At 67.1% G+C, this 25,264-nt stretch carries 26 protein-coding genes and 1 tRNA gene; 16 read left to right on the forward strand and 11 right to left on the reverse strand.

Annotation, left to right across the window (positions count from 1 at the left end; genetic code table 11):
* Positions 1-52: 52 nt before the first annotated feature.
* Complete coding sequence (locus AC1DKR_RS15205) at positions 53-1,132, forward strand: NAD(P) transhydrogenase subunit alpha (RefSeq protein ID WP_223494288.1); 1,080 nt, start codon at positions 53-55, stop codon at positions 1,130-1,132.
* Positions 1,133-1,203: 71 nt separating this feature from the next.
* Here AC1DKR_RS15205 and AC1DKR_RS15210 read toward each other — a convergent pair whose 3' ends face one another.
* Genes AC1DKR_RS15210 through AC1DKR_RS15220 form a run of 3 tightly spaced genes read right to left on the reverse strand, consistent with a single transcriptional unit; the run spans position 1,204 to position 2,579 of the window.
* Positions 1,204-1,668 (reverse strand): DUF3106 domain-containing protein, encoded by a 465-nt coding sequence (locus tag AC1DKR_RS15210; protein WP_478033402.1) that lies wholly within the window; start codon positions 1,666-1,668, stop codon positions 1,204-1,206.
* Positions 1,669-1,671: 3 nt separating this feature from the next.
* The gene (locus AC1DKR_RS15215) at positions 1,672-1,998 is read right to left on the reverse strand and encodes a hypothetical protein (RefSeq protein ID WP_059066081.1); all 327 of its coding nucleotides are present in this window, start codon (positions 1,996-1,998) and stop codon (positions 1,672-1,674) included.
* A complete protein-coding gene (locus AC1DKR_RS15220; RefSeq protein WP_313251978.1) occupies positions 1,995-2,579 on the reverse strand; it encodes an RNA polymerase sigma factor in 585 nt (194 codons plus the stop codon). Before AC1DKR_RS15220 ends, AC1DKR_RS15215 begins: the two co-directional genes overlap by 4 nt.
* A 97-nt stretch (positions 2,580-2,676) precedes the next feature.
* On the opposite strand from AC1DKR_RS15220, the gene AC1DKR_RS15225 reads away from it, so the two are divergent.
* Positions 2,677-2,997, forward strand: a complete 321-nt coding sequence (locus AC1DKR_RS15225; RefSeq protein ID WP_223494292.1) for an NAD(P) transhydrogenase subunit alpha part 2 — start codon at positions 2,677-2,679, stop codon at positions 2,995-2,997.
* Positions 2,994-4,454: an NAD(P)(+) transhydrogenase (Re/Si-specific) subunit beta gene (locus AC1DKR_RS15230; protein WP_025877971.1), complete on the forward strand. Its 1,461-nt coding sequence runs from the start codon at positions 2,994-2,996 to the stop codon at positions 4,452-4,454. The genes AC1DKR_RS15225 and AC1DKR_RS15230 overlap by 4 nt, the downstream gene beginning before the upstream one ends.
* A 101-nt stretch (positions 4,455-4,555) precedes the next feature.
* On the opposite strand, the gene AC1DKR_RS15235 is transcribed toward AC1DKR_RS15230, so the two are convergent.
* Entirely contained in the window at positions 4,556-4,975 is a 420-nt protein-coding gene (locus tag AC1DKR_RS15235) for a hypothetical protein (protein WP_025877973.1), read from the reverse strand.
* A gap of 121 nt (positions 4,976-5,096) precedes the next feature.
* Between AC1DKR_RS15235 and sufT the strand changes: the two genes are divergently transcribed.
* From sufT to AC1DKR_RS15250, 3 genes are all read left to right on the forward strand, one after another.
* Entirely contained in the window at positions 5,097-5,648 is a 552-nt protein-coding gene (gene sufT, locus AC1DKR_RS15240) for a putative Fe-S cluster assembly protein SufT (RefSeq protein WP_025877975.1), read from the forward strand.
* A 59-nt stretch (positions 5,649-5,707) separates the two neighbouring features.
* A complete protein-coding gene (locus AC1DKR_RS15245) occupies positions 5,708-6,802 on the forward strand; it encodes a branched-chain amino acid aminotransferase (protein ID WP_117309605.1) in 1,095 nt (364 codons plus the stop codon).
* Between the two features lie 423 nt (positions 6,803-7,225).
* A complete protein-coding gene (locus tag AC1DKR_RS15250; protein WP_223494294.1) occupies positions 7,226-8,965 on the forward strand; it encodes a S8 family peptidase in 1,740 nt (579 codons plus the stop codon).
* A 298-nt stretch (positions 8,966-9,263) separates the two neighbouring features.
* Here AC1DKR_RS15250 and AC1DKR_RS15255 read toward each other — a convergent pair whose 3' ends face one another.
* From AC1DKR_RS15255 to wrbA, 3 genes are all read right to left on the reverse strand, one after another.
* A complete protein-coding gene (locus AC1DKR_RS15255) occupies positions 9,264-9,749 on the reverse strand; it encodes an asparaginase domain-containing protein (RefSeq protein WP_478033412.1) in 486 nt (161 codons plus the stop codon).
* A gap of 79 nt (positions 9,750-9,828) precedes the next feature.
* The gene (locus AC1DKR_RS15260; RefSeq protein WP_025879136.1) at positions 9,829-10,164 is read right to left on the reverse strand and encodes a DUF2069 domain-containing protein; all 336 of its coding nucleotides are present in this window, start codon (positions 10,162-10,164) and stop codon (positions 9,829-9,831) included.
* A complete protein-coding gene (gene wrbA / locus AC1DKR_RS15265; RefSeq protein ID WP_093818977.1) occupies positions 10,161-10,754 on the reverse strand; it encodes an NAD(P)H:quinone oxidoreductase in 594 nt (197 codons plus the stop codon). The genes AC1DKR_RS15260 and wrbA overlap by 4 nt, the downstream gene beginning before the upstream one ends.
* Before the next feature lie 77 nt (positions 10,755-10,831).
* Here wrbA and AC1DKR_RS15270 point away from each other — a divergent pair, with 77 nt between their 5' ends.
* Together AC1DKR_RS15270 and AC1DKR_RS15275 are read left to right on the forward strand one after the other, a co-directional pair.
* Entirely contained in the window at positions 10,832-12,106 is a 1,275-nt protein-coding gene (locus AC1DKR_RS15270; RefSeq protein ID WP_032977469.1) for a YihY family inner membrane protein, read from the forward strand.
* Complete coding sequence (locus AC1DKR_RS15275) at positions 12,103-12,666, forward strand: TlpA family protein disulfide reductase (RefSeq protein WP_251472339.1); 564 nt, start codon at positions 12,103-12,105, stop codon at positions 12,664-12,666. Before AC1DKR_RS15270 ends, AC1DKR_RS15275 begins: the two co-directional genes overlap by 4 nt.
* A gap of 651 nt (positions 12,667-13,317) precedes the next feature.
* Here AC1DKR_RS15275 and ppk2 read toward each other — a convergent pair.
* The 4 genes from ppk2 to hemA are packed head-to-tail and all read right to left on the reverse strand — an operon-like array spanning position 13,318 to position 18,202.
* Entirely contained in the window at positions 13,318-14,100 is a 783-nt protein-coding gene (ppk2, locus tag AC1DKR_RS15280; protein WP_478033417.1) for a polyphosphate kinase 2, read from the reverse strand.
* Positions 14,101-14,146: 46 nt separating this feature from the next.
* Positions 14,147-15,853 carry an O-linked N-acetylglucosamine transferase, SPINDLY family protein gene (locus tag AC1DKR_RS15285; protein WP_363729971.1) on the reverse strand — a complete coding sequence of 569 codons (1,707 nt, stop codon included), beginning with the start codon at positions 15,851-15,853 and terminating at the stop codon, positions 14,147-14,149.
* A 5-nt stretch (positions 15,854-15,858) separates the two neighbouring features.
* A complete protein-coding gene (gene prfA / locus AC1DKR_RS15290) occupies positions 15,859-16,941 on the reverse strand; it encodes a peptide chain release factor 1 (protein ID WP_223494298.1) in 1,083 nt (360 codons plus the stop codon).
* A complete protein-coding gene (gene hemA, locus AC1DKR_RS15295) occupies positions 16,919-18,202 on the reverse strand; it encodes a glutamyl-tRNA reductase (RefSeq protein ID WP_442244797.1) in 1,284 nt (427 codons plus the stop codon). Before hemA ends, prfA begins: the two co-directional genes overlap by 23 nt.
* 63 nt (positions 18,203-18,265) lie before the next feature.
* On the opposite strand from hemA, the gene AC1DKR_RS15300 reads away from it, so the two are divergent.
* From AC1DKR_RS15300 to ychF, 8 genes are all read left to right on the forward strand, one after another.
* Entirely contained in the window at positions 18,266-19,951 is a 1,686-nt protein-coding gene (locus AC1DKR_RS15300; RefSeq protein WP_478033421.1) for a tetratricopeptide repeat protein, read from the forward strand.
* Positions 19,948-20,607, forward strand: a complete 660-nt coding sequence (gene lolB, locus AC1DKR_RS15305) for a lipoprotein insertase outer membrane protein LolB (RefSeq protein WP_312111817.1) — start codon at positions 19,948-19,950, stop codon at positions 20,605-20,607. The genes AC1DKR_RS15300 and lolB overlap by 4 nt, the downstream gene beginning before the upstream one ends.
* Positions 20,604-21,473, forward strand: coding sequence for a 4-(cytidine 5'-diphospho)-2-C-methyl-D-erythritol kinase (gene ispE / locus AC1DKR_RS15310; protein ID WP_312111814.1), 870 nt, complete (start codon positions 20,604-20,606; stop codon positions 21,471-21,473). The genes lolB and ispE overlap by 4 nt, the downstream gene beginning before the upstream one ends.
* An 11-nt stretch (positions 21,474-21,484) precedes the next feature.
* A tRNA-Gln gene (locus tag AC1DKR_RS15315) sits at positions 21,485-21,561 on the forward strand.
* Between the two features lie 138 nt (positions 21,562-21,699).
* Positions 21,700-22,659 carry a ribose-phosphate diphosphokinase gene (locus AC1DKR_RS15320; protein ID WP_025879147.1) on the forward strand — a complete coding sequence of 320 codons (960 nt, stop codon included), beginning with the start codon at positions 21,700-21,702 and terminating at the stop codon, positions 22,657-22,659.
* 107 nt (positions 22,660-22,766) lie between these two features.
* Positions 22,767-23,384 carry a 50S ribosomal protein L25/general stress protein Ctc gene (locus tag AC1DKR_RS15325; protein ID WP_100463166.1) on the forward strand — a complete coding sequence of 206 codons (618 nt, stop codon included), beginning with the start codon at positions 22,767-22,769 and terminating at the stop codon, positions 23,382-23,384.
* A gap of 50 nt (positions 23,385-23,434) precedes the next feature.
* Entirely contained in the window at positions 23,435-24,013 is a 579-nt protein-coding gene (gene pth, locus AC1DKR_RS15330) for an aminoacyl-tRNA hydrolase (protein WP_089238967.1), read from the forward strand.
* 158 nt (positions 24,014-24,171) lie between these two features.
* Complete coding sequence (gene ychF, locus AC1DKR_RS15335) at positions 24,172-25,263, forward strand: redox-regulated ATPase YchF (RefSeq protein ID WP_089238969.1); 1,092 nt, start codon at positions 24,172-24,174, stop codon at positions 25,261-25,263.
* Position 25,264: the final 1 nt, after the last annotated feature.

Raw genomic sequence — 25,264 nt, forward strand, 5'->3', positions numbered from 1 at the left:
GCCGCGTACGCCTGCTAGGATCGGACCCACTCACCGATCATCGGAATTCTGCATGGCCGTGGCGTTGCTGGGGATCAAGGAGACCGCGCCGGGCGAACGGCGCGTTGCGCTCACGCCGGAGACGGCGCGCAAGCTCGCTGCGCTGGGCATCACTGTGTGGTACCAGCCCGGCGCGGGCCAGGCCGCTGGCTTCACCGATGCCGCTTACGACGACGCAGGTGCCCGCGCCTTCGACGCCGGCCGTTGGGCCGAGATCGACATCCTGCTGTGCGTGCAGGCGCCACCGGCCGAGGTGCTGGCCCAGCTCAAGCCGGGCGCCAGTGTGGTCGGCCTGCTGACCCCCGCAGCTGACCCGGCGTTGGCCGCATTGGCTTCGGATGACCGCCTGCACCTGTTCCCGCTGCAGCAGTTGCCGCGCACCACGCGCGCGCAGGCGATGGACGTACTCAGTTCGCAGGCCGGCATGGCCGGCTACAAGGCGGCATTGATCGCTGCCGAACGTGCGCCGCGCTTCTTCCCGATGCTGACCACTGCGGCCGGTACCGTGCGTCCAGCCAAGGTGCTGGTGATCGGCGCCGGTGTCGCCGGCCTGCAGGCCATTGCCACCTCACGCCGCCTGGGTGCGCAGGTGGAGGGCTTCGACGTGCGCCCGGAAACCCGCGAACAGATCCAGTCGCTCGGTGCACGCTTCCTCGACCTGGGGGTGAGCGCGGCCGGCGAGGGCGGTTATGCGCGGGCGCTGACCGATGAAGAGCGTGCCGAACAGCAGCGCCGTCTTGGCGACCATCTGCGCAGCGTGGACGTGGTGATCTGCACTGCCGCGGTGCCGGGACGTCAGGCGCCGACGATCGTCACCGCCGCGATGGTCGAAGGCATGGCCGCCGGCAGCGTGATCGTCGATCTGGCCGCCGAGAGCGGTGGCAACTGCGCGCTGACCGAACCCGGCCAATGCATCGAGCACCAGGGCGTGACCATCGATGGCCCGCTGGGTCTGGCCAGCCGAGGTGCAACCCAGGCCAGCGAGATGTATGCGCGCAACCTGATGAACTTCGTCGCTCTGTTCGTACGTGATGGCCAGCTGGGCTTCGACTGGGAAGACGAGCTGCTGGCGAAAACGCGCTGGCAGGCGTGATCGGCATGGGGTCAGATCCCTTTGCCGCAGGCAAAGGGATCTGACCCCATGTCTTGCCTTCGGATGGCGGGTTACCGCGGCTTGGCCGGCGGCGGGTTGTCCCGCACCCATTCCCTGCGTTCGTCTGAGGTCATCTGCGACCAGCGCTCGCGCATGGCATCGCGCTGGGCCGGACTGAGGTCACGCATCTGGCCGAACAACGCCCTGGCCTGCTCGCGCTGCTCCGGGCTCATGTGTTCGAAGCGGCGCAGGCCGCGGCGGGCCTTGTCGCGCTCTTCCGGGCTCATCGACTGCCAGCGCTGGCCGTGCGACAGCATGCGCTGGCGCTGCGCGGGATCGGCGCCGTTCCAGCGGTCACGCAGCGGGGCCAACAGCGCTTCGCGTTGGGCCGTGCTCAGCTGTTCCCAGTTCGGCAGCGGCGCGGCAGCAGGTGTCGGCCGCGCGGCAGGCGCCGGCGCGGTGGCCTGCGCCAGTGCCGATGCAGCGGGCAGCAGGGTCAGGGCGATCAGCAGGGGCAGGGAGGGGTATCGCAGCATGGTTCACTCCATCGCCAGGTCGTTGTCGCCCAGCCACAGGTACAGATCGGGATTCTCGTCGTACAGCACGCCATTGTCTTCTTCCGCAGCGACGATCGGCGTGCTGATCGGGCCCTGATGATCGCCCGGACCGACGAACTGGACGCCGATGCCCAGCGCGATCACCAGCGAACAGGCGCTGGCCAGCCACCAGCGCCAGCGACCGGCGTGCGCCGCACCGGCGTTGTGACGGGCACTGCGCAGGCGTGCCAGGGTGGCCGGCGACAGCGCCTGCAGCGACTGCGCGTGCAGGCTGCGCAGGGCGTCATCGGAAGGCAGGGGGCGGTTCACGGGTGCATCTCCAGTTGATTCTGCAGCGCCTGTCGGGCGCGCGCCAGATGGGTCTTTACCGCGCCTTCGCTGCAGCCCATGGCGCGGGCGGTGGTGGCCCCGTCCAGGTCCTGCAGCACGCGCAGGGTGAATGCCTCGCGCTGGCGGGCGGGCAGGTCGCGCAGTGCCTGCACCAGCTGCTGGTACTGCTGGCGCTGCTCGTGCGCCTGCGAGGGGTCCGGGCCGGGGTCGGCCCAGTCGATCTCGCCACCGTCGGCGTCCTGGTTGTCGCGCCAGAACGGCAGGCGGAAGCGGCGGCGGCGCTGCACGTCGATCACCCGCCGGCGCAGGATGCTCCAGAACAACGGCGCCCACTCGGCGGCCGGCTTGTCGGCGTAGTCCAACATGCGCAGCAGCGCGTCCTGCACCGCATCCAGCGCGTCATCACGCTGGCGCAGGCCGGCCTCGGCGAAGCGGAAGGCGCGCGGCCCGACGCTGGCCAGGAACGCTTCCAGCGAGGCCGGAACGGTGTCGGCATCGGTGGTTGAGGGGACAGGGCTGCTCACCAGCACAGGGTACGGTTCCTCGGCAGGGGTCACCATCGACAACGCGTGAGCGCGGCCGTGGTTGACCGGAACGCGCGCAGGGTTCAGCCCGTGGTTATGATGGGACGACGAAGACAGAGCAGGAGCGTTGCCGGTGAGTGACGGGTTCGTGGCGCTGTACATCTTCATGCTGGCCGCCATTGCCGGCCACGTGATCATTTCCCGGGTCCCGGTGATCCTGCATACCCCGCTGATGTCGGGCTCCAACTTCATCCATGGCATCGTGCTGATCGGCGCGATGGTGGTGCTGGGGCACGCGCAGACGCCGTTGGAGAAGGTGCTGGGGTTCATTGCCGTGGTGCTCGGCGCCGGCAACGCAGCCGGTGGCTATGTGGTCACCGCGCGCATGCTGGAAATGTTCAAGCCGAGCGTGCGCAAGGCCGGCAACGATGAACCGAAGGAGCCGCAGGCTTGAACATCAGCACCGTCGAACTGCTCGATTGGCTGGTCAAGGCCAGCTACCTGGTCGCCGCCACCCTGTTCCTGCTCGGCCTGCAGCGCATGGCCTCGCCGATGACCGCGAGCAGCGGTATCCGCTGGGCGGGGCTGGGCATGCTGCTCGCCACGGTGGCGACCTTCTTCCTGCCCGAACTGCACAACGTGCCGCTGATCCTGGTGGCACTGCTGCTGGGTGCCGGCCTGGCCTGGTGGTCGGCGGGCAAGGTCGCCGTCACCGACATGCCGCAGATGGTCGCGCTGTACAACGGCATGGGCGGCGGCTCGGCGGCCGCCATCGGTGCGGTGGAACTGCTGCGTTATGCGTTCCTGGCCAACCGCGATACCACCCACTGGAGTGCGCAGGCGCTGGCCGATCTGGCCGCGCGGCAGCCGTCCGGCACGGTGCTGGTGCTGGCGGTGGTGGGCGCGGCGATCGGTGCGGTGTCGCTGTCCGGCTCGGTGATCGCCTGGGCCAAACTCGATGGCCGCCTCGACAAGCGCGTGACCTGGCCGGGCCAGCAGGTGATGAACCTGCTGGTGGCGCTGGCCGTAGTGGTGCTGGGCATCATCGCCGCCAGCACGCTCAGCACCTGGGCCATCGTTGCCTTCTTCGTGCTGGCACTGGCGCTGGGCGTGTTGATGACGTTGCCGATCGGTGGCGCCGACATGCCGGTGGTGATCTCGCTGTACAACGCGTTCACCGGCCTGGCGGTGTCGTTCGAAGGCTACGTGCTGGGCAACGAGGCGCTGATCATTGCCGGCATGATGGTCGGCGCAGCGGGCATCCTGCTGACCCGGTTGATGGCCAAGGCGATGAACCGGCCGATCCGCAACGTGCTGTTCTCCAACTTCGGTGGTGGCGCCGGGGGTGAAGCGCAGGCGATCTCCGGTTCGCAGAAGCCCATCGAAGCGGCCGACGTGGCGGCGATGATGGGCTTTGCCGAACGCGTGGTGATCGTGCCCGGTTATGGCATGGCCGTGGCCCAGGCCCAGCACAAGATCTGGGAGCTGGCGCAGCGGCTGATCACGCGCGGGGTGAAGGTCAAGTTCGCCATCCACCCGGTGGCCGGGCGCATGCCCGGGCACATGAACGTGCTGCTGGCCGAAGCGGGGGTGCCGTATGACCTGATCGCGGACATGGATGACATCAATCCCGAGTTCGCCACTACCGACGTGGTGCTGGTGATCGGTGCCAACGACGTGGTCAACCCGGTGGCGCGCACCGATCCGGCCAGTCCGATCTACGGCATGCCGGTGCTGGACGTGGTCAACGCGCGCAACGTGGTGGTGATCAAGCGCGGCAAGGGCACCGGCTTTGCGGGTATCGAGAATGCGCTGTTCTACGCCGATAACACCCGCATGCTGTACGGCGATGGTGCCGAGGCGGCGGCGTCGCTGGTCAGCGAACTGAAGGCGCTTGACGGCGGGCATTGAGGGTTGGGGTCGGATCCCTTTCCGCAGGAAAGGGCTCTGACCCCGGATCCAACCACCCCATCCACGCATGGCGTGGATCTACCAGGGCATCACCGGCGAGATCAACGCGCCAGCCAGGCGCCTACGGCGACGCCCACCGCCAGCCACAGCCACTCGACCACGCCATTGGCCAGGGTGATCAGCGTCCAGGCCAGGTGCGGGCCCATCCGCAGCGAGGCGTCCCAGGGGTTCAGGCCCATCGATCCGCCCATCCAGGCACTGGCGATGGCCCAGTTCGAGATCGCGGCCACCAGCAGCGTACCCAGCACGACCAGGGCGATACGCAGCTTGCCGGGACCGAGCGTGCCCAGGCGCAGCATGAACACCAGTTCCAGGGCGGTCAGTACCGCCATCCAGCCGACGGGACGGCCGGTGAACAGGGCGATCAGCATCCAGGCGAGGGGGGCGGTGGCCAGCGCCAGCAACAACATGAAGGGCCAGAGCCAGGTAACGGTCCTGGCGCGTGCGGCATTGGAGGACATCGAAGCTCCTGAAGGTCGCCCACAGGATACTGTGGTTTGCCGCAGTGCACCGGCGAGGGCGGGGCGCCTACGCTAGAATGGCCGCTTGCGTGGCTTATGCCGCAGCCCCATATCGGTCCCCATGTATTCCCGTAGCAGCGAACCTGTCCACTTCGAACGCGATTGCGAGGCCGTGATGGTCCCGCAGGGCGACACCGTGACCCTGCCCGCCGGCAGCTATGGGTACATCACCCAGGCGCTGGGTGGCAGTTATTCGGTGTTCGTCGAGGGCAATCTGTTCCGCATCGCCGGCAAGGATGGCGATGCCATCGGCAAGGAAGCGCCGGCACCGCTGGAACTGCCCGACGATGCCAGCGACGAGCAGGTCGAACAACTGGTCTGGCAGCAGCTCCGCACCTGTTTCGACCCCGAAATTCCGGTGAACATCGTCGAACTGGGCCTGGTCTACGAGGTGGAGATCAAGCACTTGGACGAAGGACAGCGCGAGATCGACGTGAAGATGACCCTGACCGCGCCTGCGTGCGGCATGGGCGACATCCTGGTCGACGACGTGCGCAGCAAGCTTGAAATGATCCCGACGGTGGCCGAGGCCGACGTCGAGCTGGTCTTCGATCCGCCGTGGAACCAGCACATGATGTCCGAGGCCGCGCGCCTCGAAACCGGCATGCTTTGACCCACGGCCCGCAGTGACGCGGGCCCGGCATTACCCGCAACCAGAACAGGAAATCTCCGGTGTCCCAGTCCATTCCCAGCTTCGCCGTCACCCGTTCGGACCACCCGCGCAGCGCTGAAGAGCGCGCCCAGATCCTGGAGAAGCCGGGCTTCGGCCTGCACTTCACCGACCACATGGTGGAAGTGCGCTGGGACAAGGATGCCGGCTGGCACAACGCCAGCGTGCGCGCCTATGGTCCGCTGCAGCTGGACCCGGCCGCGGCCGTGCTGCACTACGGCCAGGAGATCTTCGAGGGCATCAAGGCCTACCGCCATGCCGATGGTTCGATCTGGACCTTCCGCCCCGATGCCAATGGCCGTCGCCTGCAGCGTTCGGCGCAGCGCCTGGCGTTGCCGGAACTGCCGGTGGAGATCTTCGTCGAATCGCTGAAGCAGATGATCGCCGTCGACAGCGCCTGGGTGCCGTCGGCCGATGAGTCGAGCTTGTATTTCCGTCCGTTCATGATCGGCGATGAAGCGTTCCTTGGCGTGCGCGGCGCGCACAAGGCCGGCTACTACGTGATCGCCAGCCCGGCCGGCCCGTACTTCGCCAAGGGCGTCGCCCCGGTGTCGATCTGGCTGTCCACCGAGTACGCGCGTGCGGCCAAGGGTGGCACCGGTGCGGCCAAGTGCGGTGGCAACTACGCCGCCTCGCTGCTGCCGCAGCAGAAGGCGCAGGCGCAGGGTTGCTCGCAGGTGCTGTTCCTGGACCCGGTCGAAGGCAAGTACCTGGAAGAACTGGGCGGCATGAACGTGTTCCTGGTCTACAAGGACGGCACCCTGGTCACGCCGGAACTGTCCGGCAGCATCCTCGAGGGCATCACCCGCGAGAGCATCCTGCAGCTGGCCCGCGACCGCGGCATGAAGGTCGAAGAGCGCAAGGTCACCATCGATGAGTGGAAGCAGGGCGTGACCTCCGGCGAGATCGCCGAAGTGTTCGCCTGTGGTACCGCTGCGGTGGTCACCCCGATCGGCCAGCTCAAGGGCGAGGGCTTCTCGGTGGGCGACATCAACGCGCCGGCCGGTGAAGTGACCATGTCGCTGCGCAAGGAGCTGACCGACATCCAGTACGGTCGCCTGCCGGACCGCCACGGCTGGCTGGTCAAGCTGGGCTGATCGCCTGCGCTGAATATCGGAGCCGGGCCATGCCCGGCTGCCTTCCTGGAAAGCCCGTCCTCGTGACGGGCTTTCTGCGTTTGGGGAGGCGCGCGCCATGCCTTGCAAATCACACCCGCCGATGTCGGCAAAGACATGGTGAGACAGGACATTCCGCAGTCAGGTACGTGCAGCTGACGCGAAAGTTCCTTCACCTTCACAAACCCTCGACCCGGAAAGTCTCAGATCCAACATTTCATCTTGCTGAAAAGACGCTGAAAATCTTGTGGTGTCCGGCTTGAGCCACTAGCGTCATCAACACAGCGGATGGGCAGGGGAATCCGCTGGCTCGCCGGACCCGAACCTCGCCATCGCAAGCCAGCCCACGGTTCAGGCCGGTGCTTCTGCCGATTCCGGCATTCCTACCATTAGAAGGGAAATCCGATGTCCCAGGTAACGCAACCGCGTGTGCGTCGTGTGTGGGTGGTCCTTGGTGCGTCCGTCCTGTCATCGCTGCTGCTGGCCACGCCTGCGCTGGCCGGTGATGTCCAGCTCAGCGGCCTGCAGTCCGCGCAGACCCACCAGCGCTTCATCGTCAAGTTCCGCGACGGCAGTGCGCCGGTGGCCAACACCACCGCGCTGGCCTCTTCGCTGAAGACGGCCGCTGCCGGCATCGCCAGCAGCCAGGGCCGCGCGCTGGGCCTGCAGCAGGTCCGCAGGCTTGCGGTCGGCTCCACCGTGGTCAGGACCGACCGTGCGCTGGACCAGGCCGAATCCGAGCTGCTGATGCGCAAGCTGGCCGCCGACCCGAACGTCGAATACGTCGAAGTCGACCAGATCATGCGCGCGACGCTGACCCCCAACGACACCCGTTTCAGCGAGCAATGGGGCTTCGGTACGTCCAACGCCTCGATCAACGTGCGTCCGGCCTGGGACAAGGCCACCGGCACCGGCGTGGTCGTGGCCGTGATCGATACCGGCATCACCAACCATGCCGACCTCAACGCCAACATCCTGCCCGGCTATGACTTCATCAGCGACGCGGCGATGGCGCGCGATGGTGGTGGTCGTGACAGCAATCCCAACGACGAGGGTGACTGGTACGGCGACAACGAGTGCCAGGCCGGTTATCCGGGCTCGAACTCCAGCTGGCATGGCACCCACGTGGCCGGCACGGTCGCTGCTGTGACCAACAACAGCACCGGCGTGGCCGGTACCGCCTTCAACGCCAAGGTCGTGCCGGTGCGCGTGCTCGGCAAGTGCGGCGGCTACACCTCCGACATCGCCGACGCGATCGTCTGGGCCTCCGGTGGCACGGTCAGCGGTGTGCCGGCCAACGCCAATCCGGCCGAGGTCATCAACCTCTCGCTCGGTGGCGGCGGCAGCTGCTCGACCACCTACCAGAACGCCATCAACGGCGCGGTCGGCCGTGGCACCACCGTGGTGGTCGCTGCCGGCAACAGCAACACCAACGTATCCTCGTCGGTACCGGCGAACTGCCCGAACGTGATCGCGGTGGCGGCGACCACCTCGGCAGGCGCACGTGCCAGCTTCTCCAACTACGGCACCGGCATCGATATCTCCGCACCGGGCCAGAGCATCCTGTCCACCCTCAACAGCGGCACCACCACCCCGGGCAGCGCCAGTTACGCGTCCTACAACGGCACCTCGATGGCGGCGCCGCACGTGGCGGGCGTGGTTGCACTGATGCAGTCGGTGGCACCGAGCCCGCTCAGCCCGGCGCAGGTGGAAAGCATCATCAAGAGCACCGCGCGTCCGCTGCCGGGTGCGTGCTCGGGTGGTTGCGGCGCCGGCATCATCGACGCCGATGCCGCGGTGACTGCCGCGATCAACGGCACCACGCCCAACCCGGGTGGCACCGTGCTGCAGAACAACGTGCCGGTTACCGGCCTCGGCGCAGCCAGCGGCGCATCGCTCAGCTATACCGTCAACGTCCCGGCTGGCAGCACGCAGCTGCGCGTGGCGATCAGCGGCGGCAGCGGTGATGCCGACCTGTACCTGCGCCAGGGCAGTGCCCCGACCGACACCGTCTACACCTGCCGCCCGTACCTGAGCGGCAACAACGAGACCTGCACCGTCAACAGCCCCACCGCCGGTACCTGGTACGTGCGGGTGAAGGCGTACAGCACTTTCTCGGGCGTGACCGTCAACGCCCAGTACTGAGCCCAAGCCCCTCTCCATGGGCACGCCCCGGCCTCGGCCGGGGCGTTTTTTTAGGGGCGGCGAAGCGGAGAAAGCAATGTGCAGCAGTGCATTTTCTCTTGCTCTGCTCTTGACCCTGCTGGCCGCGCACCGGCAACTGTCTGGAGAGGCTCAGGCTCCCATCGCAGGACCGTTGGCGCCATGGATGGCGCCATCGAGCCCCCATGGATGGGTTTACGGCGTGTCCTGCGATGGGAGCCTGAGCCTCTCACCACTACAGCAACCGAAACGCCGACGCGCGACAGCGCGCCTCAATCCCTCAAACCGACTCGAACCGGTTCGCCGCCACGTTCTTGCGCACATGCTTCGGATCGAAGATCCGGCCGTTCATTGCGATGAACACTCCCGCCGGCAGCGACTGCACCGCACCGATCGCACAGCCGATGTTGAACTCCGCATCCGAACCACGGAACCGTGCCGGGCTCAGCGCACCGGTCATCACGATGGTCTTGTCCGGGATCGTCGCCAGCACCTTGCCGGTCTGCACCATCGAATCGGTGCCGTGGGTCACCAGCACGTGGCGGGTGGGCTGCGCGGCGATCGTCGCGCGGATCAGCTCACGATCGTCGTCGTTGATGTGCAGCGAATCCTTGCGCAGGATCGGAATCACGTTGAAACGGAACGTGACCCCCAGTTCGCGCAGGATCATGCCGATCTGCGGGTCGCCGATCTGGTAGTCCGACTTGTCGTCGAAATAGATCTTGTCGATCGTGCCACCGGTGGTGACGACCAGGAGCTCTTCCATCATGTGCATGCGCGAAACCAAGGCAGGTACAGCGGCGCGGGGCCGGGAACGCAGATGATACGGCCCACCGGGCGCAGCGTCAGCGCCGCCGCCCGAAACGGGCGCGCAGGCCGGGCAGGCTGGCCGAAAAGATCACCAGCAGCGCCAGCACGATTTCGATCAGTGCCAGCCAGCGGGTCTCGGGATGGCTCCAGGCGCTCATCACGCCGTGGCTGAACCAGCCCAGGGCCAGCACCGCCGCCCAGAACCCGGCCTTGCGCCAGCCCAGCCGCAGGGCGATGGCCAGCGCCAGCGGCGGCGCAGTGAACACCAGCTGGGTGGCCAGCCAGTGCCTGTCGTTGATGAACCAGCCGGCAAACAGCGCCGCCAGCCCCATCAGGGCCAGCAGCAGCACGGTGCGCGGCGCGGTGCTCATCGCGCCAGCCGCTGCGCGATGTCGGCCACGCGCCGGCCCAGCGCCCGCGCCAGTACCGCCTCATCGTCGGTGGGTTGCGGGTCGTCGGCGGCGCCGGCCACGTGGCTGGCGCCATACGGCGTGCCGCCACTGGTGGTGTGGCTCAGCGCCGGCTCGGTGAACGGAATGCCGACGATCAGGCAGCCGTGGTGCAGCAGCGGTACCTGCATCGACAGCAGGGTCGACTCCTGGCCGCCATGCATCGACGCAGTGGACGTGAACACCCCGGCCGGCTTGCCTGCCAGCGTGCCGTTCACCCATTCGGCGCCGAGGCCGTCAAGGAAATGCTTGACCGGCGCGGCCATGTTGCCGAAACGGGTAGGGCTGCCCAGCAGCAGTCCCTGGCACTCCACCAGGTCCTGCACGCTTACATAGGGCGCGCCATCGTCCGGCACCGGAGGTTGTGCAGTCTGGGTGACGGCAGCCACCGGCGGCACCGTGCGCAGCCGCGCAGCCATGCCCGGCACCTCGCCGATGCCCCGCGCGATCTGGCGCGCCAGCCGTGCCACCGAACCGCCGCGGCTGTAGTACAGCACCAGGATTTCGCCCATCGCGCCCAGCTCTCCTCATCGTGTGGACGCCAGTATGGCTATCCTGCATCGATTCCGCATCGGGTACCCTTGCGCCGATGGAACCTTTGGATACGCTCAATTTGTGGATGGAGCGCGCGCGGGATCGCGCACGCGCCGCCAGCTTCGGCCGCTTCCTGTGGCGCCGCTTCCTCGACGACCGCCTGTTCCAGGCTGCCGCCGCGCTGGCCTACACCACGGTGTTCGCGCTGGTGCCGCTGGCGATCGTGGTATTCGGCGTGCTCTCGGCCTTCCCGGTGTTCGATCGCTGGAGCGACCAGCTCAGTGACTACGTCTTCTCCAACTTCGTGCCCAATGCCGCGCGCGCCGCCGAAGGCTACCTGCGGCAGTTCTCGGCCAGCGCGGGCCAGCTCACTGCCGCTGGCTTCATCGCCCTGGTCATCTCGCTGCTGATCACCCTCAACAGTGTTGAAGAGACCTTCAACCAGATCTGGCGCGTCGGCAGCAGTCGGCCGCGGCTGACCCGCTTCTTGGTCTACTGGACGGTGCTGACGCTCGGCGCGATGCTCGCCGCTGCGTCGCTGGCGGTGTCTGCGCGGGTGTTCGCGATGCCGTTGTTCGGCACGCAGGAGGGACGCTGGCTGGCCGATCTCGCCTTGCGGCTGGCGCCGATCCTGATCGAATTCGTCTGCATCACCCTGATGTTCCGGGTGGTGCCACATCACACCGTGAAATGGCGCCACGCGGTTCCGGGTGCGATTCTCGCCGCGGTGATCCTGGAGCTGGTGAAGTGGGGCATCGGCGCCTACCTGGGCAGCTTCCAGTCCTACCAGAAGCTGTATGGCACGGTGGCCTTCGTGCCGATCCTGCTGTTGTGGATCTACCTGTGCTGGGTGGCCGTGCTGCTGGGTGCATCACTGGCGTCGTCGATGGCGGCCTTCCGCTACCAGCCGGTGGAACTGCGCCTGCCGCAGGGCTACGAGTTCTATGGCCTGCTGCGCCTGCTCGGGCGCTTCCAGCACGCACGCGCCAAGGGCAGGGGCCTGGCCGACGACGAGATCCTGCGGCTGGAACCGATGCTGACCGACTCGCTGCTGCAGGACCTGGCCTGCCACCTGGAGGGCATCGGCCTGCTGCGCCGCGATGAGCGCGGCGAATGGCTGCTGGCCCGCGATCTGGACCAGGTCAGCCTGGGCGATCTGTACGAATGCACGCAGCTGCGCATTCCGGTGGCCGAACAACACCTGCCTTACCGCGATGACAGCCTCGGCCGGGCCGCCTTGGCCGCGCTGGATGAACTGCGCCTGCCGCTGCGTGAGCGCCTCAAGCGTCGCGTCAGCGACATCTACCCTGATTCTGGAGACGCCCCATGACCTGCAAGACCCCGTTGCTGCTGGCTGCGCTGCTGGCCTTGGCCGCCTGCAAACCCGCACAGGAGCCGACCCCGGCCAGCAGCCAGCCGCCGGCACAGGCACCGACCCCTGCCGCGCCGGCGCCGGTGGAGGACACGCCCGCCGAGCGTGTCACTGCCGAGTTCCCGACGCTGAAGATGAAGGCGGTCGATGGCAGCGATTACGACCTGGCCGCGCATCGTGGCAAGTGGGTGGTGGTGAATTTCTGGGCGACCTGGTGCGCGCCCTGCCGCAAGGAAATGCCCGAGCTGTCGGCGTTGCATGCCATGCGCAGCAACATCGAAGTGGTGGGCCTGGCCTACGAGGACATCGAGGTGCCGGAGATGCAGTCGTTCCTGACCAAGCATCCGGTGACCTATCCGATCGTGATCGTCGATCCGTTCGACCCACCGGCCGACTTCGCCACCCCGCGTGGCCTGCCGCTGACCCATCTGATCGACCCGCAGGGCAAGCTGGCCCACAGCTTCCTGGGCCCGGTCACTGCCGCCGACATCGAACAGCAGATCGCTGCTGCCAAATAAGGGGAGGGGCAGGGCTGCGCCCTGCACCCACCGAAGCGGTAGTGCCGGCCGCTGGCCGGCAACCTCGACAGCAACAGCCAAAGCCGAAGCCAAAGCGGGTTTCCTGAGGGATGGCGGGGTGGGTCCGGTTGCGGGGGACGCCGTAAATACGTCCCTGTAGGCTCGGTCGCGCCTTGCTCGTGTGCGCTGTCCTGCGCACACGGCAAGACCGGGGTTGGGCGTCCTGCCCAACCCGCCCGAGGCATGCCTCGGGCCCATGGCGCTCACGCCCCCGCAACCGGACCCACCCCGCCTTCGACAGTTTCTGGCGACCTGCCGGAATGACATGGCCTGCTCTTGGTGGGTGTCGACCTTGGTCGACACGTACATCCACGCCATGCGTGGATGCTCTTCGTTCAATTGTCGAAATATTCGATTTCGATGGACATACATTCACGCATGGCGTGAATCCATCAGCCACCGGAAATCTGTCGAAGATGGGGCGGTGTCGGATTGCGGGGTGTCAGCCGCATGGATGCGGCTGCCAAGCCCCCATGGACGGGTTCACGGCGTCCCCGCAATCCGGCACCGCCCCGCCAACTCACAGAAGGCCCGCTTTTGACGTTGACGTTGCCTCTGCAGGTGCAGTGCCGCAGGCCCTGCCGACCCACCCTATTCTTCGACCGGAAAATCCTCGATCGGCTTCAGCACGTCGTAGTGCTCGCGATGCAGCTTGCCCTTCAGCTTCGGCAGCTCGGGCAGCGGCGCATCCACCCGCGTGTCCGGCAATCGGTCCAGCAGGTTGCGGGCCAGGGTCAGGCGACCCAGGCGTTGGTCGTTGAAATCCACCAGCGTCCACGGCGCACCGTCGCGATGGGTCGCGCGCAGCATCGCCTCGCGCGCTTCGGTGTACGCGCTGTACTTGCTGCGCGACTTCAGATCCACCGGCGACAGCTTCCACCCCTTCAACGGATCAAGATGGCGTTCGGCGAAACGCTTCTCCTGCTGCTCCTGGTCCACGCACAGCCAGTACTTGAACAGCAGGATGCCGTCATCCACCAGTAGTTGTTCGAACACCGGTGCCTGATGCAGGAACTGCTGGTATTCGGTCTCGCTGCAGTAGCCCATCACCCGTTCCACGCCCGCGCGGTTGTACCAGCTGCGGTCCATCAGCACGATCTCGCCGGCGGCCGGCAGATGCGTGGCGTAGCGCTGGAAATACCATTGCGTGGCTTCGCGGTCGGTGGGTTTGGGCAGCGCCACCACCCTGCATTGGCGTGGGTTGAGGTGCTCGCTGATGGTCTGGATCGCGCCACCCTTGCCGGCGGTATCGCGTCCTTCGAACAGCACCAGCAGGCGTTGCCCGCTGTGCTGCACCCAGCGCGCCATCGCAGCTAGTTCCAGCTGCAGCGGCTGCAGCAGTTCGTCGTATTCCTTGCGCTTGAGCTTGGCCATCGTCATACCACGCGGGAAGGAGGCCCGAGCGTAGCCTAGGGCGATGTCAGGGCGTGTCGAGGCCCTGCCAGCCCTGCTCGCGGGCCAGCTGCTGCAGCAGTGCGGACAGATCGCGCGCGAAAGCCGCCATGTCGAACAGGCCGCTGCGTTCGCGTGCCTGCGCCAGTTCGGCGCGCACTGCGGCCAAGGCGGCCGGGTCGTTGCCGAGTGCGCTGGCGGTGGCGACGAACGACGCGTCGTCGGCGACGTTCATGTGCTCCAGGCCCAGCTGATGGTTGAGGCTGCCGGCCACGCGCGCGGCGAAGGTGGCGCCGGGGCAGGTCAGCACCGGACAGCCGGCCCACAGGGAATCCGACGCAGTAGTGTGCGCGTTGTACGGGTTCGTATCCAGGAACAGGTCGGCCAGCTGATAGCGGGCCAGATACTGCGGATGCGGCAGCTTGGCCATGAACACCAGGCGCGCCGGATCCAGTCCTGCAGCCTTCGCGGCTGAACGCAGCCGTGCATCGGCCTGGCCGGGGCCGGACAGCAGCCACAGCACGCTGCCAGGTACTGCCTGCAGCACCGCGAACGCACGGCCCGTGCTGCGCGGGTTGAGTTTGTAACTGTTGTTGAAGCAGCAGAACACCGTGCCCTGCGCGGGCAGCCCGCACGCCACGCGGTCCGGTGCCGGCTCCAGCGTGCGGGTGTTGTCCGAGGGCTGGAACGCGCGCGGCAGGCGCAGCACGCGTTCGCTGTAGTGCGGTTCCAGCGAGGACGGCAGCGTGAAGTCGTCAGCGATCACTGCATCCAGCCACGATGCACCGGAGGTGCCGGGGTAGGCCAGCCAGTTGAGCTGCAGCGGGGCAGGGCGCATCGCCAGTACTTCCGGCGTGCCGCCACCACCCCAGCCGCGCAGGTCGAACAGCAGGTCGATGCCCTGTGCACGGATGCGCGCGGCCGTATCGGCATGGCGCAACCCGGCCATGTCATGCAACCGCGTGGCGGCCTGCAGGCGTTGGCGGATGCGGCTGCCATCGTCCGCGTTGAGTGCGAACAGATGCAGTTGCAGGGCCGGGTCCTGGCTCATGTGCTCCAGCAGCGCCACCGTCAGCAATCCGGTGGGATGGGCGCCGAAGCCGTTGGAAAGGAAACCCACGCGAATTGGGCCTCGTTCGCGCAGCTTCGCCGGCGGCAGTGGCCGCACCGATGCCGCCACCGCGGCGGCGCGTGCACGCGCGCAGGCCAGCTGTTCGGCCGCGCTGGCGTCTTCGCTGAGAAACGCGAAGGGTTCCACTACGCCCTGGCCGGACACCAGTGCACCGCGCACCTGATCGGCCAGCGCATCCACGTCCTGCCAATCGCACAGGCGACGCTGCCAGGCGAGGCGCTGTGCGGCGATATAGGGTTCATCGGGCATCAGTGCATGTGCGCGGCGATAGGCTGCTGATGCACCTTCGGCATCGTTGGCATCTTCCAGCGCGTGCCCCAGCCACAACGCGATGCCCGGGTGCTCCGGTGCCAGCGCCGAGGCCTGGCCCAACAGCTTGGCGGCGTCGGCATGCGCTCCTGCCATCCACGCTACCCGGCCCAGCCGGGCAAGTGCTTCAGGATGATTGGGCCGCAGCTGCAGCGCGCGTCGCGCGGCCTGCTCGCCGGCCGCAATGTCGCCGGCTTCCAGTTCCAGGTCGGCCAGCATCACCCAGGCGACAAAGTCGCCGGGCTGGCGCGTGATCGCCTGCTGCAATTGCTGCCGCTGCTGCCAGGCCGACATGCTGGTCAACCCGCCGAAAGCTGGGCCAGGGCGTCGACCTGGTGCTCGTGGCTCAGTCGCTGCAGCAGCGGATCCAGGTCGCCGGCCAGTACGTTGGGCAGGTCGTACAGGGTCAGCCCTTCCACGCGGTGGTCGGTGATCCGGCCCTGCGGGAAGTTGTAGGTGCGGATGCGCTGGCTGCGGTCGCCGCTGCCGACCTGCAGGCGCCGTGATTCCGCCTGCGCCGCGTCGTGGCGCTGGCGTTCGGCATCGAGCAGCTGCGCCTTCAGGCGTTTCATCGCCTTGTCGCGGTTGGCGTGCTGGCTGCGCTCGGTCTGGCATTCCACCACCACGCCGCTGGGCACGTGGGTGATGCGGATCGCCGATTCGGTCTTGTTGACGTGCTGGCCACCGGCGCCGGAGGAGCGGTAGGTATCAACCCTCAGGTCAGCCGGGTTGATGACGATTTCATCGACTTCGTCGGCTTCCGGGATGATCGCCACGGTGGCCGCCGAGGTGTGGATGCGGCCCTGCGATTCGGTGGCCGGCACGCGCTGCACGCGGTGCGTGCCCGATTCGAATTTCAGGCGCGAGAACGCGCCACGGCCGACCACGCGTGCCACCACTTCCTTGTAGCCGCCATGTTCGCCGGGGTTGTCCGATTCGATCTCGACCTTCCAGCCCTGTCGCTCGGCGTAACGGGCGTACATGCGGAACAGGTCGCCAGCGAAGATTGCCGCCTCGTCGCCACCGGTGCCAGCGCGTACTTCCAGGAACAGGTTGCCTTCATCGCGCGGGTCGCGCGGCACCAGCAGCAGTGCCAGCTCCTGCTCCAGTTCCTGCAGGCGGGCCTGTGCGGCAGCGATTTCCTCGTCGGCCAGTTCGCGCAGGTCCGGGTCCGCACGCATGCTCTCGGCCGCGGTCAGGTCGGCCTTGGCGCGTGCTTCATCGGCCAGCGCGGTGGCGATCGGTTCGAGCTGGGAAAACTCGCGCGAAAGATCGCGGAAGCGCGCGTTGTTGGCGACCACCTCCGGTTCGGCGAGCAGACGTTCCAGTTCTTCGCGGCGCTCGGCCAGCGCTTCCAACTTACGGCGCAGGGTCGGCGTCATCGGTTCTCACAGGTGGGTGGCGGTAACCCGGCGTCGCCGGGAACAGGCGCTCGGCGGCGCGGGTCAGGTCGGCATCGCCGCTGAGCGCGGCCGCACGCAGGGCGGCGGTCGGCGGGTGCAGCAGGCGGTTGGTCAATCCGTGGGCAAGCAGTTCCAGCACTTCGTCGGCCGGCTTGCCGTTGGCCAGTTGCTGGCGCGCGCGTTCCAGCAGTTCGGCACGGGTGGCCTCGCCGAAGGCGCGCAGCTGCCGCAGCGGTGCCTGGTGGGCGCTGGCCTGCAGGGTTTCGACGAAGCGCGAAACCTGCAGGTCGATGATCGTTTCCGCTTCGGCGGCCGCCTCGCGGCGGCTGCGGCGGTTGTCTTCCACCGCACGCTCGAGATCGTCCACCGTGTACAGGAACGCATCGTTGAGACTGGCAACGTCGGCTTCGATGTCGCGCGGCACGGCCAGGTCGAACAGCAGCATCGGTTTGTGCCGGCGTGCGCGCAGGGCATTGGCCACCGCGGCACGGTGGATCACCGGTTCACGTGCAGCGGTGGCCGAGAACACCACATCGGCCTCGGCCAGGTGGCGCTCCAGTTCGGTCAGCGGCAGCGCCACACCGCCGTGCCGGCTGGCCAGTTCCTGCGCATGGGCGAGGGTGCGGTTGGCGATCAGCAGCCGCCGCACCTTGCCTTCGCTGAGGTGGCGTGCTGCCAGTTCGATGGTCTCGCCGGCGCCGACCAGCAGCACGGTGGAATCGTCCAGGCGGGCAAATGCGTTCTGTGCCAGGCGTACCGCTGCCGAGGCCACCGATACAGGGTTGGCGCCGACCTGGGTATCGGTACGCGCGCGCTTGGCCACCGAGAACGTCTGCTGGAACAGCCGGTCCAGGCGCTGGCCGAGCAGGCCGTGGTCGCGCGCAGTCGACCAGGCATCCTTCACCTGGCCCAGGATCTGCGGCTCACCGAGCACCATCGAATCCAGCCCCGTCGCCACCCGGAACAGGTGGCGTACGGCATCGGCATCGGCGTGCTGGTACAGATAGCCGTGCAGGTCGCCAGCCTGGGCGCGCAGCCACTGGTCCAGTGCCTGCGCGGACTCGGCCACGGCATACAGCTCGGTGCGGTTGCAGGTGGACAGCAGTACCGCCTCGGCGATCTGCGGGGTATCGCGCAGCGAACCGAGCGCGCGCGGCAACGCGTCACCGGCGAAGGCTGCGCGTTCGCGCAGTTCCACCGGTGCGGTCTGGTGATTCAGTCCGAGCACCCACAGGGTCATTGTTCAGTTGCTTGCGATAAGCTGCTAGCCATTGGACGACATTTTAAGGCCCCGATGCCGACGATGCCCGCATTGATTCGCATCCCCAGTGTTCTGCTGCTGTCTCTGGCCTGTGCCCAGGCCCTGGCGGCGGTGCCCGCCAAGGCGCCTGCACGGCCTGCGGTGACTGAGGAACTGGCGCTGGAACCGGTCCTGGCTGGCGAGTTCGCCCTGCAGGCGGGCAAGCTGGCCGAGGCCGCGCGCTGGTACCTGCAGGCCGCCCAGCAGACCGACGGCGATGCCGGCCTGGCCGAGCGGGCGACCCGCATCGCCATGCTGGCCAACGAGGATGATGCTGCGGCCAAGGGCCTGGCCCTGTGGCAGCAACGTGCGCCGCGCTCATTGGCGATGCGCAGCGCCGCCGGTGCGCTGGCGATGCGCCAGGGCGATGTGAAGGCCGCGCGCAGCGAGCTTCAGGCCTTGTTGCAGGACCCGGGGGATGAGGGCTGGAAGTTCGCCCTGGGCGCCTTGATCGGCGGTGGCCGCGATCCGGCCGTGCCGGCCCAGGTACTGGGCGACCTGGTCGATGCCAACGCCATTCCCCAGAAGATCGAGGCCTGGCAGGAGTTTGGACGCCTGGCGTTGCGCATGGAAAAGCCCGAGCTGGCGCGGCGCATGATCGATGAGGTGGTCAAGCGCTTCCCCGAGGAGCCGCGCGTCGCCTTGCTGCGCGCCAGCCAGCTGCAGCAGGCCGGGCAGACCGACCAGGCACTGTCGCTGCTGCGTGGGGTGGAACCGAAGACCCGTCAGGATCCGGAACTGCGCAATGCGGTGGCCATCGCCTATGACAGCCTTGGCCAGCCGGCAGCGGCCGAGCGCGTGCTGGCGGTCGGTCCCCAGGATGTGCAGACGTGGGGTATGCGCGCGTCGCTGCTGGCCAAGCAGGGCGACAAGGCCGCGCTGTCCAATCTGTACAACGAACTGTCGCGGCAGGCGGCCAAGCCGGACCCGGCGCAGCGCCTGTTGCTGGGCAAGATCGCCGAGTACCTCAAGCGCTACCCGGAGGCGGTCAACTGGTATCACAGCGTGCCCGGCGGCGATGAACTGAATGAAGCGCGCCTGCGCGCGGCCAATGCACAGGGGCTGGCCGGCCGGCAGTCGCTGGCGCTGGATGAAGTGCATGCGATCCAGTCCGATGCCGGGGTGGATGACGATGTGCGGCGCGATGCGTATCTGCTGGAAGCCGAGCTGCGCCAGCGCGCTGACGACCTTCCCGGCGAGATCGATGCACTGGCCCGTGGCCTGGCTGCGTATCCGGACGAGAACGGTCTGTTGTATGCCCGTGCGCTGGCCTGGGAGCGCCGCGATGACATCGCCCGTGCCGAGGCCGACCTGCGCAAGATCCTGGTGACCGAGCCGGAGAACGTGCCGGCACTGAACGCACTGGGCTACACCTTGGCCGACCGGACCGGTCGCTACCAGGAAGCGCTCGAACTGATCGACCGCGCGCGCGTGGCCGAGCCGGACAACGCCGCCATCGTCGACAGCTATGGCTGGGTGCTGTATCGGCTGGGGCGCAACGCCGACGCGCTGGTGCAGCTGCGCCGCGCCTGGACGCTGGCCAAGGACCCGGAAATCGCCGCCCACGTGGGCGAGGTGCTGTGGGTGCTGGGCAAGCACGATGAAGCCCGTCACTTCTTCGAGGAAGCGGCCAGGCTCGACCCTGAAAACCGCGCGCTGCTGCGCGCCCGCGAGAAATTCAATCCATGAGTGTTTCCACGATCCGGCCACTCCTGCTGGTGGCCGTGACCCTGGCCCTGAGTGCCTGTACCACCGTTGGCCGGCAGAAAACACCGGCGCCAGCCGTTGTCACCACCGTTTCGGCCGAAGCGACCGCCGCCGAGGCCGCGCGCGTGGACGCGCTGCGATCGGCGTCGGAGTGGAATTTCCAGGGCCGGGTGGCGGTCAGCAAGGGCAAGGATGGTGGCAGCGGCCGCATCGACTGGAAACAGGAAGGCCAACGCTATGTCGTCGAACTGAGCGCGCCGGTGACCCGCCAGAGCTGGAAGTTGAGCGGTGATAGCCATCATGAAGCCGGCCGTCTGGAAGGACTGGCCGGTGGTCCGCGAGACGGTGAAGACGCGCAGGCCCTGTTGCTGGAAGCCACCGGCTGGGACATCCCGGTCAACCAGCTGCCGGACTGGGTACGCGGCCTGGTCGCCGGCGACAGCGCTGGGCCGGGAAAGATCGAGCGTGATGCTGATGGTCGTCCGCGGCGCATGCAGCAGATGGGGTGGGTGATCCAGTATCTGGACTGGTACCCGGCCGAAGCCGGGCGGCCGGCCCTGCCGCGCAGGGTCGAGGCGGTCAATGGCGACGCCAAGGTGCGCCTGCTGGTCGACCAGTGGGGCCAGGGCGCGCCATGAACGCGCGGGTGGATGACGCGGGCTGGTCCTGGTGGCCGGCCCCGGCCAAGCTGAACCTGTTCCTGCACATCACCGGCCGCCGTGCCGACGGCTACCACGAGCTGCAGACCGTGTTCCGCCTGCTCGACTGGGGCGACCGGATCGGCCTGCGCCTGCGTGAAGACGGCCAGGTGCGGCGGCAGGGCGATGGCCTGGCCGGTGTCGCGGAGGCGGATGATCTGGCGGTTCGCGCAGCGCGGCTGCTCAAAGAGGTGACGAATGTCGAGAAAGGTGTCGACATCATCGTCGAAAAGCACGTTCCGGCGGGCGGCGGTTTCGGCGGCGGTTCGTCCGATGCGGCCACCGTGCTGGTGGTGTTGAACCGCCTCTGGGATGCCGGCCTGGACGAAAATGCGCTGGCGGCGCTGGGGTTGCGCCTCGGCGCCGATGTTCCTGTGTTCGTGCGTGGCCACAACGCCTGGGCAGAAGGGGTGGGTGAGCGGCTACGGCCGATCACCCTGCCGCAGGCCTGGTATGTGGTGGTCGAACCGGGCGTTCATGTGCCCACGCCCCTGCTGTTCGCTGATCCGGATTTGACGCGCGACAGTCCACAGGCGAAAATAGAGGACTTCGCTTCCGGCACGCTGGTCGGGAACGTGTTCGAACCGGTGCTGCGCCGCCGTGAGCCTGCCGTCGAGGCGGTGCTTGCTGCGTTGAGCGACATCGGCACGGCACGACTGACCGGTTCGGGAAGTGGTTGTTTCGTCGAGTTCGATTCGCAGGCTGCCGCCGAGCAGGGACGAGCGAAGTTGTCGAAGGAGTTGCGGGCAAGGGTGGCTGCGGGCGTTGCACGTTCGCCACTGCTGGATGCACTCGAGCAACACTGATTCATCAATGCAGGGGCGTCGCCAAGAGGCCCAAGGCACCAGGTTTTGATCCTGGCATTCGGAGGTTCGAATCCTCCCGCCCCTGCCAATGCGGCTGCGTCCGCGCCTTCCAGCGCATCACCTGCGCGGGACGTGGGAACAGTCGCGGTGTTGTCAGCAGCAGGGGCCGAAGTGGTCCTTGCCGCTACCGGATCCCCGCCACTCGTCCCCGCCCGAGACAATCATGATGCAAGAGTCCCCGAACCTGCTGGTCTTTTCCGGCAACGCCAACAAACGTCTGGCGCAGAACATCTGCAAGGAACTGGGAGTGCGCCCGGGCAAGGCGCTGGTCTCGCACTTCTCCGATGGTGAAGTGCAGGTGGAAATCGAAGAGAACGTCCGCAAGCAGGACGTGTTCGTGATCCAGCCGACCTCGGCGCCGAGCGCGGAAAACCTGATGGAACTGCTGGTGCTGATCGACGCGCTCAAGCGCGCATCGGTCGCCAGCGTGACCGCCGTGGTGCCGTACTTCGGCTACTCGCGCCAGGATCGCCGCATGCGTTCCTCGCGCGTGCCGATCACCGCCAAGCTGGCGGCGAAGATGTTCAGCACCGCCGGCGCTGATCGTGTGCTGACCGTCGACCTGCACGCCGACCAGATCCAGGGTTTCTTCGATATTCCGGTCGACAACGTGTATGCCTCTCCGCTGCTGCTGGCCGACATCTGGCGCGCCTACGGCACCGAGAACCTGATCGTCGTGTCGCCGGACGTGGGCGGCGTGGTCCGCGCCCGTGCGGTGGCCAAGCGCCTGGATGACGCCGACCTGGCGATCATCGACAAGCGCCGTCCGCGCGCCAACGTCTCCACCGTGATGAACATCATCGGTGACGTCGAAGGCAAGACCTGCGTGATGGTCGATGACATCGTCGATACCGCCGGCACCCTGTGCGCCGCTGCCGCTGCCCTGAAGGCGCGCGGTGCGCTCAAGGTCGCCGCCTACTGCACCCACGCGGTGCTGTCGGGCCCGGCGGTGGACAACATCACCAATTCCCAGCTCGATGAGCTGGTGGTGACCGACACCATCCCGCTGAAGGACGCCGCGCGGGTGTGCAGCAAGATCCGCCAGCTGAGCGTGGCGGAAATGCTGGCCGAAACGATGCGCCGCATCGCCTTCGGCGAGTCGGTCAGCTCGCTGTACGTCGATTGATTTTTTCGTCCCCGCCGGCAACGGCAGGGACACACTGGGCACTTCTGGTCGCGGAAGTGCCTTCAACCGCCAAGCCGCAAGGCAAGGCAACAACCGAGTAGTCGAAAATGTCGAAGACCCATGAAATCAAGGTCACCAAGCGTGAACTGCAGCGTAAGGGTGCGAGCCGCCGCCTGCGTACCGCTGGTGTGATCCCGGCGATCGTGTACGGCGGCAACGCCGAACCGGTCGCCATCAGCCTGGACCACAACGAAATCTGGCTGGCCCAGCAGAACGAGTGGTTCTATGCCTCGATCCTGGACCTGAACCTGGACGGCCAGGTGCAGAAGGTGCTGCTGCGTGACATGCAGCGCCATCCGTTCAAGCAGCTGATCATGCACCTGGACTTCCTGCGCGTGAACGAGAACGAGAAGCTGACCGCTTCGGTTCCGCTGCACTTCATCAACGAAGACACCTCGCCGGCTGGCAAGGCTGCCGACGTCGTGGTCACCCACGAACTGAAGGAAGTGGCCATCAGCTGCCTGCCGAAGGACCTGCCGGAGTCGATCGAAGTCGACCTGGGCGAGCTGAAGGCTGGCGACGTGGTGTACCTGTCGGACATCAAGCTGCCGAAGGGCGTGGAAATCCCGGCGCTGGCGCTGGGCAAGGACCACGACGACGCCATCGTCACTGCCAAGCACGGCAAGCAGGACGCTGCCGACGCTGAAGAAGCAGCGGCCGAGTAATACCCCGCGGCGCCTGTCCTTCGGGGCAGGCGCCGTATCTGGATGGAACGATGGCAGGATTGCGACTGATCGTCGGTCTGGGCAACCCCGGATCGGAGCACGCCCGGACCCGGCACAATGCCGGGTTTCATTTCGTTGAGGCCCTGGCTGAAAAGGCCGGTGCGCGATGGAACGTGGACAGCAAGTTGTTTGGCGAGACCGCCAAGGTCGACATTGCCGGACAGACCGTGTGGCTGCTCAAGCCGGCCACCTTCATGAACCTCAGCGGCAAGTCGGTCACCGCCGCGCAGCGGTTCTGGAAGATCGAGCCGGAGGAAACCCTGCTGGCCCACGACGAACTGGATCTGGCGCCCGGCGTGGCGCGCTTGAAGTTTGACGGTGGACACGGTGGCCAGAACGGCCTGCGTGACACCATCCGGTTGCTCGGCCACGGCAAGTTCCATCGCCTGCGCGTGGGCATCGGCCATCCCGGCCACAAGGATCGCGTGGTGGGTTGGGTGCTGGGACGTCCCTCCAAGGACGATGAAGTACTGATCTCGCGCGCCATCGACGATGCGATCGACGTGCTGCCGTTGGCGGTGCAGGGCGATTTCAGCGAAGCGATGAAGCGTCTGCACACCCCGAAATAACCGGTAGTGCCGGCCGCTGGCCGGCAACGGGTGCCAACCGGCCCCGGTAGGTGCCAACCTTGGTTGGCACAGATGTTGATCGACGACACCGAGATGGATTGGCCAAGCGGCGCGTGCGCTGTTTCACCAATCACTTTCACCCCAGAGAGCTGTCACCCATGGGTATCAAATGCGGCATCGTCGGCCTGCCCAACGTCGGCAAGTCGACCCTGTTCAACGCGCTGACCAAGGCGGGCATCGCCGCGGCGAACTTCCCGTTCTGCACCATCGAGCCCAACGTCGGCATCGTGCCGGTGCCGGATCCGCGCCTGAACGAGCTGGCGGCGATCATCAACCCGCAGAAGGTCATCCCGACCGCGGTGGAGTTCGTCGACATCGCCGGCCTGGTGGCCGGTGCGGCCAGTGGCGAAGGCCTGGGCAACAAGTTCCTGGCCCACATCCGCGAAGTGGATGCGATCACCCATGTGGTGCGCTGCTTCGAGAACGCTGACGTCATCCACGTCAACAACAAGGTCGACCCGATCTCGGACATCGACACCATCGATACCGAGCTGGCCCTGGCCGACCTGGACAGCGTCGAGAAGGCACTGAACCGCGCCGAGCGTGCGGCCAAGGGCGGCGACAAGGACGCAGCGGCACGCAAGCCGGTGCTGGCCAAGCTGCAGGCCGCGCTGGCTGACGGCAAGGCCGGCCGTTCGGCGGGCCTGGACGAGGAAGAGAAGGCGCTGGTGCGCGATCTGTTCCTGCTGACCCTGAAGCCGGTGATGTACATCGCCAACGTGCTGGAAGACGGTTTCGAGAACAATCCGCACCTGGACGCCGTGCGAGCCCGTGCCGCCGAAGAAGGCGCGCAGGTGGTGCCGGTGTCGGCGGCGATCGAAGAAGAGCTGTCGCAGCTGGACGACGAAGACCGCGATACCTTCCTGGCCGACCTCGGCCTGAGCGAGCCGGGCCTGAACCGCGTGATCAACGCGGCTTACAGCCTGCTCGGCCTGCAGACCTACTTCACCGCTGGCGTGAAGGAAGTCCGCGCGTGGACGGTGCGCAAGGGCGCCACCGCGCCGCAGGCTGCCGCGGTCATCCACACCGACTTCGAGAAGGGCTTCATCCGCGCCGAAACCATCGCGTATGACGACTTCATCAAGTACAAGGGCGAAGCCGGTGCGAAGGAAGCCGGTCGCCTGCGCCTGGAGGGCAAGGAATACCGCGTGCAGGAAGGTGACATCCTGCATTTCCGCTTCAACGTCTGAT

The sequence above is a fragment of the Stenotrophomonas sp. 01N47 genome, from assembly GCF_056399165.1.